The 16,345-nt window shown below is 57.2% G+C and carries 17 protein-coding genes; 12 read left to right on the plus strand and 5 right to left on the minus strand.

Annotation, left to right across the window (positions count from 1 at the left end; all coding sequences use genetic code 11):
- Nucleotides 1–148 precede the first annotated feature (148 nt).
- The 3 genes from CFU_RS10945 (at nucleotide 149) to CFU_RS10955 (ending at nucleotide 6,138) form a co-directional block, all read left to right on the plus strand.
- Nucleotides 149–2,575 carry a pilus assembly protein TadG-related protein gene (locus CFU_RS10945; RefSeq protein ID WP_238531432.1) on the plus strand — a complete coding sequence of 809 codons (2,427 nt, stop codon included), beginning with the start codon at nucleotides 149–151 and terminating at the stop codon, nucleotides 2,573–2,575.
- Between the two features lie 20 nt (nucleotides 2,576–2,595).
- Nucleotides 2,596–3,744, plus strand: coding sequence for a hypothetical protein (locus CFU_RS10950; protein WP_014006110.1), 1,149 nt, complete (start codon nucleotides 2,596–2,598; stop codon nucleotides 3,742–3,744).
- Nucleotides 3,745–4,158: 414 nt separating this feature from the next.
- Nucleotides 4,159–6,138 (plus strand): hypothetical protein, encoded by a 1,980-nt coding sequence (locus CFU_RS10955; protein WP_041741750.1) that lies wholly within the window; start codon nucleotides 4,159–4,161, stop codon nucleotides 6,136–6,138.
- A gap of 102 nt (nucleotides 6,139–6,240) precedes the next feature.
- Here the strand turns inward: CFU_RS10955 and CFU_RS10960 are convergent, their stop codons facing one another.
- A complete protein-coding gene (locus CFU_RS10960) occupies nucleotides 6,241–7,167 on the minus strand; it encodes a LysR family transcriptional regulator (RefSeq protein WP_014006112.1) in 927 nt (308 codons plus the stop codon).
- A gap of 105 nt (nucleotides 7,168–7,272) precedes the next feature.
- Between CFU_RS10960 and CFU_RS10965 the strand changes: the two genes are divergently transcribed.
- Nucleotides 7,273–8,064 carry an alpha/beta fold hydrolase gene (locus CFU_RS10965; RefSeq protein ID WP_041741752.1) on the plus strand — a complete coding sequence of 264 codons (792 nt, stop codon included), beginning with the start codon at nucleotides 7,273–7,275 and terminating at the stop codon, nucleotides 8,062–8,064.
- A 41-nt stretch (nucleotides 8,065–8,105) separates the two neighbouring features.
- On the opposite strand, the gene CFU_RS10970 is transcribed toward CFU_RS10965, so the two are convergent.
- From CFU_RS10970 to CFU_RS10980, 3 genes are all read right to left on the minus strand, one after another.
- A complete protein-coding gene (locus CFU_RS10970; RefSeq protein WP_041743323.1) occupies nucleotides 8,106–8,735 on the minus strand; it encodes a glutathione S-transferase family protein in 630 nt (209 codons plus the stop codon).
- A gap of 225 nt (nucleotides 8,736–8,960) precedes the next feature.
- Nucleotides 8,961–9,824 carry an NmrA family NAD(P)-binding protein gene (locus tag CFU_RS10975; protein ID WP_014006116.1) on the minus strand — a complete coding sequence of 288 codons (864 nt, stop codon included), beginning with the start codon at nucleotides 9,822–9,824 and terminating at the stop codon, nucleotides 8,961–8,963.
- A 76-nt stretch (nucleotides 9,825–9,900) separates the two neighbouring features.
- Complete coding sequence (locus CFU_RS10980; RefSeq protein WP_041741754.1) at nucleotides 9,901–10,323, minus strand: DoxX family protein; 423 nt, start codon at nucleotides 10,321–10,323, stop codon at nucleotides 9,901–9,903.
- Between the two features lie 125 nt (nucleotides 10,324–10,448).
- Here CFU_RS10980 and CFU_RS10985 point away from each other — a divergent pair, with 125 nt between their 5' ends.
- Together CFU_RS10985 and CFU_RS24425 are read left to right on the plus strand one after the other, a co-directional pair.
- On the plus strand, nucleotides 10,449–11,354 hold the full coding sequence (locus CFU_RS10985; protein WP_014006117.1) for a LysR family transcriptional regulator: 906 nt from the start codon (nucleotides 10,449–10,451) through the stop codon (nucleotides 11,352–11,354).
- A 124-nt stretch (nucleotides 11,355–11,478) separates the two neighbouring features.
- Nucleotides 11,479–11,712, plus strand: a complete 234-nt coding sequence (locus CFU_RS24425) for a hypothetical protein (RefSeq protein WP_148264808.1) — start codon at nucleotides 11,479–11,481, stop codon at nucleotides 11,710–11,712.
- Nucleotides 11,713–11,937: 225 nt separating this feature from the next.
- Here the strand turns inward: CFU_RS24425 and CFU_RS10990 are convergent, their stop codons facing one another.
- Nucleotides 11,938–12,309 (minus strand): hypothetical protein, encoded by a 372-nt coding sequence (locus tag CFU_RS10990; protein ID WP_041741755.1) that lies wholly within the window; start codon nucleotides 12,307–12,309, stop codon nucleotides 11,938–11,940.
- A gap of 117 nt (nucleotides 12,310–12,426) precedes the next feature.
- Between CFU_RS10990 and CFU_RS10995 the strand changes: the two genes are divergently transcribed.
- The 6 genes from CFU_RS10995 (at nucleotide 12,427) to CFU_RS11020 (ending at nucleotide 16,343) form a co-directional block, all read left to right on the plus strand.
- On the plus strand, nucleotides 12,427–12,726 hold the full coding sequence (locus CFU_RS10995) for a hypothetical protein (protein WP_050808554.1): 300 nt from the start codon (nucleotides 12,427–12,429) through the stop codon (nucleotides 12,724–12,726).
- A gap of 55 nt (nucleotides 12,727–12,781) precedes the next feature.
- Nucleotides 12,782–13,612, plus strand: a complete 831-nt coding sequence (locus CFU_RS11000) for a rolling circle replication-associated protein (protein ID WP_148264809.1) — start codon at nucleotides 12,782–12,784, stop codon at nucleotides 13,610–13,612.
- A complete protein-coding gene (locus CFU_RS11005; RefSeq protein ID WP_148264810.1) occupies nucleotides 13,573–13,908 on the plus strand; it encodes a hypothetical protein in 336 nt (111 codons plus the stop codon). Before CFU_RS11000 ends, CFU_RS11005 begins: the two co-directional genes overlap by 40 nt.
- Before the next feature lie 213 nt (nucleotides 13,909–14,121).
- Nucleotides 14,122–14,367, plus strand: a complete 246-nt coding sequence (locus tag CFU_RS11010; protein ID WP_014006120.1) for a major coat protein — start codon at nucleotides 14,122–14,124, stop codon at nucleotides 14,365–14,367.
- Nucleotides 14,368–14,553: 186 nt separating this feature from the next.
- A complete protein-coding gene (locus tag CFU_RS24430) occupies nucleotides 14,554–16,014 on the plus strand; it encodes a hypothetical protein (RefSeq protein WP_148264811.1) in 1,461 nt (486 codons plus the stop codon).
- A 2-nt stretch (nucleotides 16,015–16,016) separates the two neighbouring features.
- Nucleotides 16,017–16,343 carry a DUF5455 family protein gene (locus CFU_RS11020; RefSeq protein WP_041741760.1) on the plus strand — a complete coding sequence of 109 codons (327 nt, stop codon included), beginning with the start codon at nucleotides 16,017–16,019 and terminating at the stop codon, nucleotides 16,341–16,343.
- Nucleotides 16,344–16,345: the final 2 nt, after the last annotated feature.

Below are 16,345 nucleotides of genomic sequence, written 5' to 3' on the forward strand. Positions count from 1 at the left end.
ACTTGTTCTCGCCAGCGTCATTATCCGGTAACAAAACGTAGTTACTATCCGGAAAGATTTTTAACGCGTCTTATCAGAAGCGGTGATTCCATCGCTCCTTCGCGCAAATTTTACTTTCCAATCAGGATGTCGACATGGTGCTGACGCGATGAAACCTGACGTAAGCAAGTGGTCTCGCTCCGGACGCCGCCGCCGCTTGCCGCGGCGCGTATTTAGCCACATGCCTGGCCACGCATACAGCCGCGGCGCGATACTGCCGATCGGGATTTTTTTCCTGGCGGTGCTGTGCATCGGCATATTTTCCGTCTATAACATGGCGCAGGTGACCAGCGACAAGCGCCGGCTGGTCAACGCCGCCGATGCGATTGCTTACAGCACCGCCAATATCGCGGCGGAAGGCCTGAACTACACCGCCTATACCAACCGCGCGATGATCGCCAACTACCAGGCGGTGGGGCAGATGACAGCTATGTGGTCGAACGTCACCATGTCGGACCAGTACTGGAAAAACAATACCAAGGTGATGAAGGCCACCGCCGCGCTGACCAAATTCATTCCCTACATCGGCGCCGGCCTGTCGAGCGTGCTCAATGCGGTTTCCACCTTCGGCAAGTATTGGGAAAAAATCGTCGACGGCGTGCGCGTCACCAGCCAGGTGCTGGCCAACGCCGGCACCGCCACCACCTCGCTGACCAACTACGCGATCTTCGCCTCGCAGCAGGTGCACCTGACTACCACCGTCTCGGCCATGATCGCGATGCAAAAGGACCTGCTGACGGCCAATGCGCCGCGAGCCGAGTATGTGCCGCAGACCATCATGTACCAGGTCGCCAAGAGCGTGGTGGACTTCGGCAGCATGATCAAGCTGCACCAGCCGCCGCGCAAGTTCATGGGCAGCACCGAGATGAAGACCAAGCTGCCGGACAGCACCGGCACCGCCGAGTTCAACCTGGTGCACCGGGTGATGATGCAGGACATGATCAAGCTGACCAGCGCCATGGGCGGCCGCCGCCTGTTTCCTAACGCGGTCGGCCTGTGGGCGGTGGACGGCTGCAACCTGAGCGGCATCAACGGCATCCTGACCGGGCTCTCGGCCAACGGCCTGGAGCAGATCGTGCCGGCGCTGCAAGGCAACGTTGCGGCAGACGTCATCGGCCCGGTGATTGAAGCGTTCATGAACACGGTCGGCCTGGTTGTCAGCCCGATCATGTGCCTCTACGAACGCACCGGCGGCACCCGCATGATCCAGATGCAGGACGGCACTTATGCGTGGAGCAATATCGACATCATGGAGATCAATCCGCACCTGTTCAATATCCACATCCCGATGGCCGGCGCGGTGACGATGTCCAAGGTCGGCCGCCAGGGCCTGAACAAGAACCAGGAAGTGCCTGAAGACCTGGCCAAGTTCGTGGACGTGGTGAAAGACACGTCATCCTGGAAGAAATCGTTCTGGGGCGAGGCTACCGGCATCGACGATTGCCTGTATTTCACACTGCCCAACGGCGAGCTCTATGCGCCGCGAATAAGCGGCGCCTGCGGCTCGCTGTCTGCCGGCGCGGCCAAGAAATACTACGAGCGCGGCGTCATGAATATCGCCCAATCCTCCGGCGAGCGTGCGATGAAGGGCCAGGCGCAGATCGCCACCGCCAGCCAGGCGCTCAACAACGCCGCCATGGCGACCCTGGACCCGGTGATCAATGCCGCCGGCGCAGGCGTCAATTCCTCCAGTTCCTCCCAGTCCGCAGTCAATCTGCCGGACGCCAACGCCGGCAACCTGAGCGGCGTGGTGGGCGGCGCCCCGGCCGGCATGCCAGCCTCCGGCGCCGCGCTCAATGCGCCCAATCCCGGCAGCGCCGATGCGGAAGTGGCGGTGGCGACGGCCATGGCGCAGCAGGCGGTCAACTTCCAGCAGCTGTCCAGCCTGGGCGGCAATGTCGCCAGCTCCATCTCGAACATGCTGGGCAGCGGTTTTTCGCTGGCCACCTCGGCGTTCGACGATCCGCTGGACGCACCCAACGGTTTTCTCCAGTTCATCCTCAAGGCCTTGGGCCTGGGCGACCTGATCGACGTCCTCAGCATGCGCACTTCGCGCGGCACCGAAACCCTGTTCCAGAAACCCGGCCTGGGCGGCGCGGTGGCGGCGGACATGGGCCTGCCGGCGGAGCGTTTCGGCCTGTGGGAAATGCGCGGCGCCAACATGGGCAACTACCAGCTGGGCGACCGCGAAGCCAGCAACCTGTTCGTGGCCAGCAAGGAAGTACAGGACAACGCCTTGAAGGATGTCGGACCGTCGTTCGTGGTGGCGCTGCAGCAGAACGTCGACAAGACGCCGCTGCGCGCGGAAAGCAAATTCAACCTCGGGCGCGCGCCCATGCACGACTACGATACCGAACTCAAGCAGGATTATCTGAAGGCAATCGGCAAGGCGCGCGTTTATTACCGGGCGCCGGTAGAGCGCTGGACCACGCGCGGCCAGATCGTCTCGCACGCCAACCTGATGTTGCCGTACTGGAACGCACGGCTCGAAGGCTTGAACTATCCCGAGAAAGCACTGTTTTTCATCATTAACTGATATCCGGCCGGAAAGACTTCATGCGCATGCTGCCCACCCGATCCATCGCATCGCCCAGGCTGCGCCGCCAGCGCGGCCAGGCGCTGGTCGAATCCATCATTGTCTGCAGCCTGTTCATGGTGTTCCTGTTCGGTTTGCAGTGGGTGTGGCGTTTCGGCGAACTGGCGCAGCTCAATGCCGAAGCCCCGCGCTTCGCGGCCTGGGAGCGCACCGCATACAAGTCCGGCGGCGGCGCCGAGACGCAGGCGCTCTACCGCAGCGACAGCGACCTGGCGCCGCAGGTATTCCGCAACGTCTACCTGACGCCGCGTGGCGCGCGCCAGTCGCAAGGCGAGGGCAGCACCGCCTTGATGCAAGACCATCCCGACTGGATGAGCACGGCAGCGCGCTTTTTTACCGGCACCATGAAGGGCGCCACCTTCGGCACGATTTCCGGCAACGCCTTGAGCGTCAGCACCAATTCAGACAAGGCGCCGGGCGGGCCGATGGGCTTCGATCCCACCCACAACACGCTGACCAGCCTGAAGCTGGATGACAAACCCTATGAACGGGTGCAGGTCAACGGCGCCATCGGGCTCGGTGATTTCATCACGGAGTTCCTGCAGCAGCGTTTCGGCATCGCACCCGGGGTCGACAGTGCGGCCGCCAGCGGCCCCAACATCACCGCGCTGGGCAGCCTGACCATGGTCACCAATTCCTGGTCGGCGCCGGGAGCGGTGGCGATCAAGCGCATGTTTGACGAGCTCAATCCGCTGGCTTCCAGCAACAATGTCGGCATGGTGCTCAACAACGGCAAGTACGGCAACCTGTCGCAGCTGATCGGCGGCGCCTCCGGGTTCGGCAGCAATTACCGGGTCGACAAGGTGGGCATCAACCCGGCGCAAGTGTCGACGCTGGTGTCGCAGGGGATGGGTTTTGACTACGGCAGCCTGAAGAACCCGGGCGACCTGATAAAAATATTCAAACCCACCGACGAATACAAGGAAAGCTTTGTGTTCAAGGCGGCGACCATCGAGCCCGAATATGTCGGCATCATCTGCAAGGCAAAAGTGCCGAACTCGATCCGGCTGACGCAGTACACCCAGGATGAGCTGTGCCCGTCCGGCACGGTGCGCGCCCGTACGATTTCCATGTTCGACAATCCGGCATGGCGGTTTGTCGCGCCGTAGGGTGACATCTGGAAGGCGATGAGAATTTTAAGAAAATTCATTAATATTCAATGGATTGCAGATGATTTCTATGAATCTAGATTAAATTTAGATTGAAATTGAAAAGTCTTTTTATTCAATGGCTTATGTCAATATTCTATGAATTTAGATGAAATATGGGAGCTGCGTTTCTCCGGCCGCACACGTGGCGAAATATGTGCGGCGTCGTGAAGAATATATATATATATAATTTCCGCAGGGCAAATTTGCCCCTCATCATTCAACGCCAGCCTTCTCCAGGCTGAGTGAATCTTGATTCAACCGGCACGCCTCAAGATTTTACGGATCGTCTTTCGGCTGCCGCATTGCTGTCTACAAGCCAGGTTTTTCTTTCCCCTGAAAAGGGCTCAAAAATGATGGTTTTTGGAGAAGAAAATGAATCGGAATTTTAGTGGATTAGCGTTAATTCTCAGCTTCGCCTGTTTTACTTCCAGCCTTGCCGTCGGCGCCACCGTCACCAGGCAAATACCCAGCAGCGGCACGGTCAAGATCCCTGCCACCACTGTCGGTGTCGACGGATTGTCCTCGCCTGAAACCTCACCGGTATTTTCGAACGCGCCAGATCTTGCTGACGGTCCCACCGCTGCGGGTACTGCAGGGTTGACCGGCAAAAGCGGAACGCAAAGCACCACCAGCGTGCTGGCGCGGGTGGCGAAGTTCAAGATAAACCGCAGTATCGCCAGGACGCAGGGCAAAGGACAGTGGACCGAAGCAGTAGGCAGAGAGGCGCCCGACCGCCGGGTGCAAGCCAGTTTTGACGGCGAAAATTCACGCAACCAGCGGCTGGCAAGCAACGGCAACCAGTTTTCCATAGAACCGCCGGACCAGGGGCTGTGCGCCGGCAACGGCTACGTCATGGAATCGCTGAATGACGTCATGAAGGTCTACAACCGCAAAGGCGTCGCATTGAGCGGCGATATTGCACTGAACGCGTTTTACGGCTATGCGCCGGCGATCAACCGCCAGGTTACGCCGCGTGTCTTTGGCCCGTCGATTACCGATCCGGCCTGCTATTTCGATCCGGATGTAAGACGCTGGTTTCACCTGGTGCTGACGCTGGACACCGATCCCGCCACTGGCGCGCAAACCGGCACCAACCATCTCGACCTTGCGGTCAGTTCGTCTGCCGATCCGCTCGGGAGCTGGACGGTATACAAGATCGCCGTGCAGGATGACGGTACGCAAGGTACGCCCCAGCATGCAAATTGCCCATGCCTGGGCGATTATCCGCATATCGGCGCAGACGCCCATGGCATCTACCTGACAACCAATGAATTCCCGTTTTCCGGCGGCTTCAACAGCGCCCAGATATATGCCATATCGAAAAAAGCGTTGATCAGCGGCAGCACTTCGATACAAGTGGTGCAGCTGGACACGGCCGATTATCTGCTTGAAGGCAATCCGGGATTCACGGTATGGCCGGCAGTGTCGCCGGCCGGCGACTTTGAACGGAGCAACCGCGGCACCGAATACCTGCTGAGTTCAGTCGCGGTATTTTCCAATTCCGGCAACGACAATCGCCTGAGGGTATGGGCAATCGGCAATACCAGGTCGCTGAACGACGCCGCGCCTGCGCTGACGCTTCTGCATAATGTCGTCAGCGTCGACAGCTATGGCGTGCCGCCTGCGATTCCGCAGAAAGCCGGCAGTGCGCCATTGCGAGACTGTCTGAACGACCGCAGCATGGCGACGCCGGCTGGCGTCGGCTGCTGGAATTACCTGACCAGTGTCCTGCCGGCAGTTCCGGAAACGCTGGCGGACCTGGATCCGAACGATTCGCGCATGCAGCAAGTGTTTTTCACCGGCGACCGCCTGTATGGCGCGCTCGATACCGTCGTCAATGTCGCTGGTCAAGAGCAGACCGGCATTGCCTACTACGTGCTCAATCCCGCCGTCTCGGCTGGCCAGGTTGGCGCATCCGTGACCAAGCAGGGCCAGGTGGCGCTTGCCGGCAACAGCGTTACGCGGCCGGCCATAGCGGCGCTGCCTAACGGCAAAGGCGTGATCGGCTTTACCGTCGCCGGCGCCGATCACTACCCGAGCGCCGGTTATATCCATTTCAGCCGTGACCGCGGACACAGGGGCGAAACGGTCAAGATCATTGCCAACGGACTCGGGCCAGACGACGAATTCGGCGCCTATAACGCCTTTGGTACGCCGCGCAGCCGGTGGGGCGATTACGGCGCGGCGGCAGTCGACGGCAACGATATCTGGCTAGGCTCCGAATACATTGCGCATGGCTGCACGCTGGCGCAATACGCAAGTCTTGCCGACCCGGTAGCGCAGTTCAGCTGCAACGGTAGCCGCGTCGCCCTGACCAACTGGGCCACGCGCATCAGCAGGGTCACGCCCTGAGGCATTAACAGGGAAGGAGGGGGCCTGGAAGCGTTCGCCAGGCCCCTGGACCTGTTCGTGATCAGAGGATTGCGCCGGCGCACCTTCCGGCCGAACGATCACTTATTTGCCAGGTTTTCGCGCTTCGAGCGCGTAGCGCAATTTTGGCGCCTCTTGCTGGATATGGTCCCACAACCGGTTCGCGATCGGCCCGTGCGGCCGGTCGCGGCGGCGCGCCACCACCAGTTCCTCGGTACGGCCCGGCAGAAGGCGGCCGACAATCGATTGCAGGCGTCCGTCGTGCAACTCGTCCTCAATCAGGAAGCGCGGCATGTGGCCCCATCCGAGGCCCTGCAGGATGATTTCCTTCTTCATGCCCTGGTCCGCAACCATGCATTGCGGCGCACCTTCGATCATGAAGTAGTCTTGTTGCGGTGAATGGCGGGCGGTGTCGCGCATGATGCATTGGGTGAACGCGTGCATCTGGTCCGGCGCGATCGGGCGCTTGATGCGCTCCGGCAGAAAGCCTGGCGCCACTACCGGGATGAATGGCACCCTGCACAGGTCGACCCATTCAACGCGCGGGTCGCTCTTGTCGATCCAGTGCAGGATCAAATCCGCTTCGCCATCGAAGAGGCGTTCCCGCGGACCGCCCACCGCTTCGAAATGCAGGTACAGGCGTGTTCCCGGACACTGGGCGAAGAACCGTCCGAGCATCCCCAGCGCCTGCGGCCGCGGGCACAGGTCGCCGATCACCACATGGATCTCGCTTTCCTCGCCCATCGACAGCTGGGCAGCGTGGATGCGCAAGCCGTCCAGTTCGCGCAGCAGCGATTGCGCCCGGCGATGGAACGACAGCCCCGCCTCGGTAGGACGCACGCGATAGCCGCTGCGATCCAGAAGAGCAAGATCGAGCTGCCGTTCCAGCTTTGCGACGGCGGCGAACACCGCCGGGTGCGAGCGATGCAGCATGGCCGCCGCGGGCTGAAAACCGCCGGAGCGGACTACGGCGTCGAAGCATTGCAGGTCGTGCAAGGTGAAATCCGACATGTCATGTTTTCTTACAGAGATTATCGTATCTTTGTAATATCATAGAAATCGCCCCGCAGCTAGAATTTGCTTCATTCATCCACCAACAAGAAAGGTGTTTTCACCATGAATGAACTGAATTTCGTTAGCGCCGGCGACGGCGCCCGCATTGCTTATCGCATCGACGGCGACGCCGGAAAGCCAGTGCTGGTGCTGTCGAATTCCATCGGCACCACGCTGCGGATGTGGGATATGCAGATCGAGCGCCTGTCCGAGCATTTCCGTGTTTTACGCTATGACTTCCGCGGCCACGGAGGATCAAGCGTTCCGGCCGGCGCCTACTCGCTCGACCGGCTTGGGCGCGACGTGATCGAGCTGCTCGATGCGCTCGGGATTGAACGGGCGCACTTCCTCGGCTTGTCGCTGGGCGGCTTCGTTGGGCAATGGCTCGGCATCCATGCGCCCGAGCGGATCGACCGGCTAATCCTGAGCAACACCTCATCCTATCTCGGACCGGCAAAGCCGTTTGACGAACGGATTGCCGCCGTGCAGCAGGCGCCGGACATGGCCGAGACCGCCGAGATGTTCCTGGGGAACTGGTTTCCTGCACCCATGCTTGCGGCGAAGGACCCCGTCGTCGAGGAATTTCGCAGCATGCTGCTGGCGATAGACAGGCAAGGCCTGGCCGGCTTGTTCGCCGCGGTCCGCGATGCAGACCTTCGCCGCACAATCGCACTGATCTCCCGGCCGACGCTGGTGATCGCCGGCCGGTACGACACCGTGACTGCCGCCAGCCACAGTGAACTGATCGCGGCGACGGTGCCCGGCGCAAAGCTGGTTGTCCTGCCCGCGGTTCACTTGTCGAACGTGGAATACCCTGTCGAGTTCATGGAGGCGGTGCTCGGGTTTTTGCGCTGAACTGCATTACAAAAAGGCCCACTATCGATCCAGCGGGTATGTCAATTTTCCAATTGAAGATTGGCAAACGCTTCGGCAATCCGCAGGGGAGCAGTGGGGCGGGCGTACATTCTGTCCAGGTAAGTACGCAGTCGCGGGTGTTCATCGATCAGGTGATATTCATTGGCCCAGTCCATCAGGTACGCCGTCACGCAATCGGCTATGGTGACGGTGTCGCCGACGATGAACTGCCGTCCTGCCATGTGACTATCCAATATGGTCGCCATGGCAATGAATTCCTGGCTGGCGACAGGGATTTCCGCAGGTATCCGTTGCTCTTCCGGGTATAACCAGGTATGGCGTGTGATGCGCCACAACGGCTGCTCCAGTTCTGTCATGGCAAACATTACCCAGCGATACGCTTGGGCTAGTTGCTTGGGGTCGGCAGGAAGCAGCCCTCTATCAGGGTATTTTTCAGCCAGGTACATGACAATCGCCGCGGATTCGGTCAGCACCACATCGCCGTCGACCAGCGCGGGCACCTTACCGGCGGGGTTGATGCGAAGGAATTCCGGACGATGATGTTCTCCCGCCAGGATATTGACCGGCACAAACTCGAACTCGGCATTGAGCTCGTTTAATGCCCACAGTACGCGAATTGAGCGGGTGGCGGCAAATCCATAGAGTTTCATCATGATATTTCCTCTCAGGCTTAGGTTAGTTCCTAATAACTAGTCGATTGGCGAAGCGCCGAATCGACAGCCTGGTAGTTGATGATTGGATTTATTTTTTGAAGGTTTTTTACCATCTTGTCGACTCAACACAGGCGGGCGCCAATCTTGCCGGCTGCGCGTCGTTGCCGTGACCAAGGCGCGTGGCGCGAGGTCAACCTGCTGACCTCGCGAAAATTCACGCCGTCAGGCCTTCTGGGCTGCCGCGAATACCTCGCGTGCGGACGTCGTACCCGCTACGTGCTCCGTACCCTCGACTCCGAGGTCCATCCATCCTGCGTTCACGGCCTCAAACATTTCTTCGGCAGGTCCGGTGCGGCCCTTCGGGACGCCGAATTGCTCGAACGCTTCCGCCCATCCCGCACGCGGGACTGCAAAGGCCTTCACGTCGCGATGCAGGACTTCCCCCAATTGCTGCGCGACTTCATCCGCGCTGACCATCGAACCAAGCTCGACGACGCGCCGACCCGACCACGCTGGCCCGGTCAATAGGGTTGCGACTTCGGCGCCGATATCGTTCGTCGCGACCATGGTCGATTTCCGGTTTGTCGGGTTGTAGTAGACCGGCAGCGTTCCGCCTTGGGCGACCTGCAAGCCATAGAGGAAATTTTCGAAGAAACCACCTGCGCGCACAAATGCGATTGGCGATAACAAGTCGCGGAAACCTTGCTCCAGAAGCGACAAGGAGGTGATCATCCCAAGCCCGCTGGTCCTGTTCGCACCCATCGACGAAAGCGCTACCACCCGCGGCGGCGCTGCCTTGGCGAGCGCCTTGACATAGTTCTCAATCACGCCCTTGGCTTCTTTGTAATCGGGCGAGGGGGCCCAGACGGCCGGCAACATGACAAACGCACCTTCGACGCCTTTGAGCGCTCGCTCGATGGCTGCCGAATCATTCCAATCACCGTCAACCAGTTCCACGCCCTGGTTCGCCCAGCTGGACGCCTTCTCGCGATTGCGGACTAATGCGCGTACTTGCTTGCCGTGCGCCAACAGATGTTTTGCCGTTGCGCCGCCTACTTTTCCTGTGATTCCCATTACTAAAAACATGCAATTCTCCTGATATCAAGGGACAGAACACTGCCCCGGTTACTAAAATTGAGGGCAGGACACTGCCCCAGCTGATTCAACGGATGAGCGGCAGAATGGCCCGGATACGGGGATCGCGCGCGTAGAGGCCGCCCCATGTCAGCGCGCCCAGAAGCAGGGAAATGATTTCCGGCGGCGACCCCAACTCGCCGATGCGGACATGGGCGCAGATGGCGCCTCCCAAAAAGCCCGTCACTAGAATCGCGCCGAGGACGGCGGTGGCCGGGATGGCGTAAAGGAGGGCGCAGGCGAGGATTATTGGCCCAACGACACGAGTCAGGTCCATTGCGAACCCGGTTTCCTGCAACATGCTCGCGATCTGTGTCGGCGCGAAAAGCTGAATAGCGCCGTCTGCCATCAGGGCAATAACGACAAGCGCGCTCATTATCCGGCCCGCCCACAAGGCGCGATGCAAGTTCATGGTTTCAGGCGCCTGATGCAGGTTCATGGTTTTGGACATTTGTCGTTCTCCGATGGGGGATTCCAATATTCGGAGCATACTGTGTCTCTTAAGTGTGATAAACACAGAGAAAATGAACTCACTGTTCTCTCTCTAATGAACAATGCCATGCCGAGGCACGAAAAATGCAAAATCTCGAACCCATCCTCATTTTCATAACGGTAGCGGAAATGGGGAGCTTCACCCACGCAGCCGATAGCCTGGGGATTCAGAAGGGACGGGCCTCAACAGCGGTCCGGAAGCTGGAAGAAGATATCGGTGTCAGGCTTCTGCACCGGACGACGCGTAGCGTGCAGTTGACCGAAGACGGGCGGGTATTTCATGCACGTGCCCGCGATCTGCTTGCCGAAGTTGATGATCTGCACTCAATGTTCGCAAGCGATCAAGTCGCGCTGCGCGGGCGCCTACGGGTCGATCTGCCGAGCGAGCTGGCGCGCACCACCATCGTGCCGGCCTTGCCAACCTTCATGGCGACTTATCCCGAACTGGAGCTGGAGGTGTCGAGTACCGATCGCCAAGTTGACCTGGTTCAAGAAGGGTTCGACTGCGTATTGCGACTCGGTCCCATCGGGGACGAGACGCTGATTGCCCGCCCGCTGGGCAAGTTACGCATGGTCAATGCCGCCAGTCCTGCCTACCTGGCGCGCCATGGCGCTCCTCGATCGCTAGAGGATCTGCAGCACCAGGAACATCGGGTAGTTCATTTCGCAAGGACACTTGGCGCAAAACCCTATGGATGGGAGTATCCGCACGGCGACGGCTATGCGAGGCTTCAGTTGCGAGGTGCGCTGCACGTCAACAGCGTACAGGCCTACGAAGCCGCCGGCGTCGCCGGCCTTGGCCTGATTCAGGCGCCACTGCTGGGGATTGGCAGTTACTTGGAGAGTGGGGCGTTGATAGAGTTTCTACCAGACTTTCAGCACAGGCCGCTCGACGTTTCCCTGGTAGTAGCGCATCGGCGCAACCTGTCGCGCCGAGTCCGCGCATTCATGAAATGGCTCGAAAGTGTGCTCGCGCCGCACCTGGAATAGCGAAGCGAACTGCTTCGTCCTGCTTTCGAAATCAACATTCTGAATATGCGACCATTGCCCAAAAATAACTTTTCGTGCTTATACTAACAAGATTGATTTGGAGCATTTATTCTGAAAGAGGGAAATGAAAAAAACAATGCTGATATTAGGATTGGCGGGCGCGTTGGCAACCGGGAGCGCGGGTGCTGAGGTGGATAAAAATGGATGTCGGAATACGGCAAAGCAAGGCTATATCTGCAAAGCGCAAACAGATGCAACCTGGCAAAGGAAGCGCCAGCAAGAGCAGGCGAAAAGGAATAAACAAGATTTGGCGGCACAAAAGAAACATACCGGACTTTTGTCATCGGGATCGCATTAGTTGTGAGTTCCGTCGCACCGAAATGGGTGACGTGCATGAGGTTATTCATGGCTTCCTGCCGTCTGAGCGCCCAGGAATTTCTATCGTTGAGCGTGAGCCGGCAAAGCCTGTTAAGGCTAAGTCCAGGGCAAAACAAAAGGCTTGATTGCTTCTATTTTTTAACCATCACAACTTCGCATAATTTGTAGAAAGGCATTATGCGGGGAAGGACCCCTTTACCTCATATCACAACGCGGAGAACAAGCTCCGGCGCGGGGTACAGCGTGACATGAGGGATTCAAAATTTCCGGAAATTTTCTCAACGATTACTGTTGCGGCGGCTGCGCTTCCCAGCGCAAACTGCATCGAAATCCGTTCCCAATAAGCCCGTTTTGCCGGGTTCTTTTCCCTCGTTTTATGCACTGCTGCCAGTGCGGCTCGTAGATCGATTTTTGCCATATCTGCGAGCATCGAAATTTCCGCATCGTCAGGCGCTCGGCGCTGACTTCTGAGGTCTGCAATCCTTGCAGTCGTTATCCCAAGCGCTTGAGCGAGTTTGTAGTCACTTGTCAACCCCTGCTGTTGCTTGGCTGCATCAATTAGTCCGATTTGGTCCATAACACCTCCTTTTTCGCCACTTTACACTACCGCTCGCCGTTGACAACACTCGCGTCTGCGAGCTACCTTTCGCACAACTCGCAACCGCGAGCTAATTTAAGCGAAAAGGAATTTACCATGAGCGAAGTACAGAAACAGGCTTTGAAGCCAAATCAAGCGGTAATCATTGGTCGAATTGACAATGTTCGCACCTTCGATGTCCAGGGCAAGCGTACCTTCGAAACGCGCGTTATCCAGCCAGCACCGGATCAGTTCACTTCCCCCTCCGCAGTTGCTCTCATGTCCCACAACAAGCTCGGCAACTCCGGCGATGACGTCAACGTCTTGGTGTCGGTCGCCGGTTTTCGTGACAACTACAAGGACAAGGAACAGAACGCCGTGCAGACGGCGCGCAACACCCTTCGGGTGATCGAGTAAGGCTTTTGACGTTGGGCTCGTCCCAGTTATCAACAACTCATAAATGGGGTACGCAGTGGGTCAATATCTTCAAGGCGTTGCGCAGTATGAAAAAGATTTTCAAGGGGTTCAAAAAAAGAATTCCGTTTTTGACAGCTTCGGCGCAAAGCCGTTTGATCCGCTCGAAATGCTGCGTGATGAATTGCGATACAAGCGCCTGCGCCGAAACATCGGCGTGGCTGCAAAGCTGCACGAAATCAGTGTGGCGGCGGGTCGCAAAAATCATAACGTCATCATGGTCACGTTGACCTACGTTGTTGATAGCTGGGAGAAAAAGCACATGGGCGCGTATCTAACCCATGTGCGTAATTGGATGTTTCGCCGGACTGGCGAAAAGCTTAAATACGTATGGGTCGCTGAGATGCAAAAGCGCGGCGTTATTCATTACCACGTTCTGTACTGGATGCCTCGCGGCATAACGATGCCAAAGGCCGATAAGCAAGGCTGGTGGCCGCACGGATCGACCAGAACAGAAAAGGCTAATAAGCCTGTTGCATACGCGATGAAATACGCGTCAAAACTGGATTCGAAGGAGGGCTTTCCTGATGGAGCTCACACATATGGTGTTGGTGGCCTCGTTGAAGCTGATCGTAGTGCTCGGCGCTGGTTTAATTTTCCTGGCTTTATTAAGGCGCGTGCGGCGGTCGGCGATTGCTGGAAGCGATCAGCAGGTGGTGGGTGGCTTGAATTGGGAACAGGCCAGTTATGGCCTTCGGAGTGGGGCCTTTGCCTTGTCACGAAGCTCCGGCTGTCTATCGTACGTCTCCACGACCACGGGCGTCCCCTTGATGTGGGAGGGCCGTTTTCATGGTTGAAATCAAACCTCAAGGTCGAGCAAATAGCTTGATGCGCACTGTCTACATGACTGAGCTGCGACAGGCTGTTTGCATGCAAATGCGCAGTGCCAATAACTTCGATCCTGATGAGTACATGGCGCATCTGTTCGCAAATCAGGAAGACTTGGGTGCCGCGTTCGTGGCTCGGCAGCTTGAGTGGGCCGAACAAATTTTGCAAGACCAACTGGCCGATGCATTGCCGGGGGCGCGGCGTTCAGCCGCCCCGGTGAGCAGCCTTCCACCCGGCGAAGCCGGTGGAAGCGGTCCTACGGAGTCTCTTGTGCGCATACGGGCGCACTGGGAGTGAAACATGTTTGATGCTGCATCTGTACAGGATTTACTCGTTGCCGCAGGTTGCGTTGTGACCTTCGCGCTTGGGTGGATAGCGGGAGCACTCTCATGAGTGACCTTGCTGTGATGATCGGGGGCTTTATGAGCTGCTTTGCCCTCGGTTTTGTAATGGGTCGGACATTGAAACTGTTCCGGCAATTCTTCGATATATCGTCTTAAGGAAAATCAAATGAGCAAAATTCTTCAAAAAGCAAAGCTGTTGGCAGTCAAAATTGGCGTTCCTGTTGCGGCTCTGGTCGCTACTGGCGCTGCTAACGCGGCTGCTACGCTGGACCCATCGGTTGCCGCTGCCTTCACGGCTATTGGCGACAACGCTACGGCGATGTTCGGTTTGGCGATGCCGGTCGTTGCGTCGGTGTTGGGCATGTTCATCGTTCTGCGTCTGTTCAAGAAATTCGGTAACAAGGCTGCTTAATTCGTATGCTACGCGCTGCCATCTTGCTTTCTCTTTGCATGGTGACAGCGTACGCGTTCGAGGTTCATCGAAAAGTCTCTTCTCCTATGCTCCCAGGCGCTAGCCGGGGGCATAGGGGAGGGGACTTTTCTTCTTCTGAGTGTGATTGCATCATCCCTCCCAATCGTGGCCTTTATCGGTGACTGTATGAAACGAATTTTCACCTGTGCGCTGATTTTCTTGTTCGTGGCTGTCTCTGCTCAGGCCGCAACCGCCGGGTATTCTGGCTATACCGGTGCTGCCAGTATTGTCAATGGAGTGCCAGGCAAGGTTGCTACTGCATCGCTTGGTGCAGTGGTTGATGCTACCGTGTTGGATCAGGTTGTGGTGGCTACTGAGGCTGGTGCGCGGGTTACTGTGCCTGTCTCAACTACTGCTGCTGTTGCTGCTGAGGGTATCGCTGGGGCTGGCTTAAAACTTGTTCCTTATCTTGGTGCTGCGCTGACTGCTGCACAAGTCGCTTCCATGTTAAAAAATGCTGGTTTGCGCTATGGCAGTTGCTCGGCTCAGTCTTGGTTCGGGTTGCCTGCTTATTGCCAACAACCGCCAGCTGCTGACCAGTATCTCTGGCACGGTGGTTTCGGCTCTAATTCTTCAGTCCCATATCCTGATCCCACTTCGGCGTGTCAGGGTGATATGGCTGCGTTGATCAGGTCCAATTCTACTTGGGCCGGTTGGACTATGACTTTGGGTAGCTCTAGTGGGCCTGATGTTGTGGGTTGTGTACTAGTTAGTCCCACTGGTGTCGTTGGCTCTTCAAATTTTACCGTTGCTAGTCGGTATCTAAATCCTAATCCCGGTCAGTTGCCGCCGCTTGCGCCTGCTACTGGCGATGACATAGCTGGCGCATTGAAACTTCAGGCTATTCAGGACAGTAATGCGCGTAAAGCGCTGTATGACGCAATTAAATCTGATCTTGCTGCTCATCCTGAATATCAGACAGCCGATACCAATCCTGTGCAGCCGTCTACGCCTGCGTCTGTTACCGCCTCGCCTGTAATCAGTCCGACCGTTACGACGCGTGTTGATACTGTCCCTAAGTCTGACGGTTCGACTGACACTGTAACTACCTCCCAATCAACTACTGTTAATCCAACTACGACCGGAACGACTGTTGGCGATATTAAGACCACTTTTCCGAGCACTACGACTACAACGGTTACGACTACTAACAATGTGACCAATCAGACCACCACAAACACTTCTGTTACCAGTAATCCTGCGCCTTCTCCTGAGTTAAAAATTCCTGATGACTACAACAAGGAAGTCACTCAGAAGCAAGTTGAAAAAGATTTGAACACTGATGCTGCGCCACCAATGGATGATCAGCAAAAAGTTATTACTGATGCAAATACAAAGGGTGATACGGATCGCGACAAAATATACGACGACATTAAGTCGGGTCAGCAGGATAAGAGTAGTTGGTTTTCTTGGGTGTGGTCGCCTCCCGTTGGCGTCTGTGCGCCGATTACCGGCGTTATTGCTGGGTTTCATGTGTCATGGGATTTGTGTCCATCGATAGCTATCATTCAGGCCATCATCGGTTGGTTGATGGGTATTTTCAGTGCGGCGGAAGTGTACGGCCAGTTGTTCAAACGGGAGGATTGATCATGTTAAAACTTGTCACTTTACTGTTGTCCGGTATACCTGCGATTATCGCGGCGATTATTAGCATGATCGGGCGCAAGCTTGGCACTGCTGCAGCTTCCATTGCTTCGTTTGTGATCATCACGGCTGGCCTTATTGCCTGCATCAATGTCATTCTTCAAAACGTGTTGGCGTTGATTGCTATACCGCCGTTTATTGCTAACTCTGTTGGATTATTCATTCCTGCTGATTGGGTCGCCTGCGTCACGGCTGTGGTGAGTAGTCGTATTTGTCGCGCTGCGTATGACATGGCGTTGATGAAAATCAAGCTTGTGAATAACGCGAGTTAATC

The sequence above is a fragment of the Collimonas fungivorans Ter331 genome, from assembly GCF_000221045.1.
GTDB classification, from domain to species: domain Bacteria; phylum Pseudomonadota; class Gammaproteobacteria; order Burkholderiales; family Burkholderiaceae_D; genus Collimonas; species Collimonas fungivorans_A.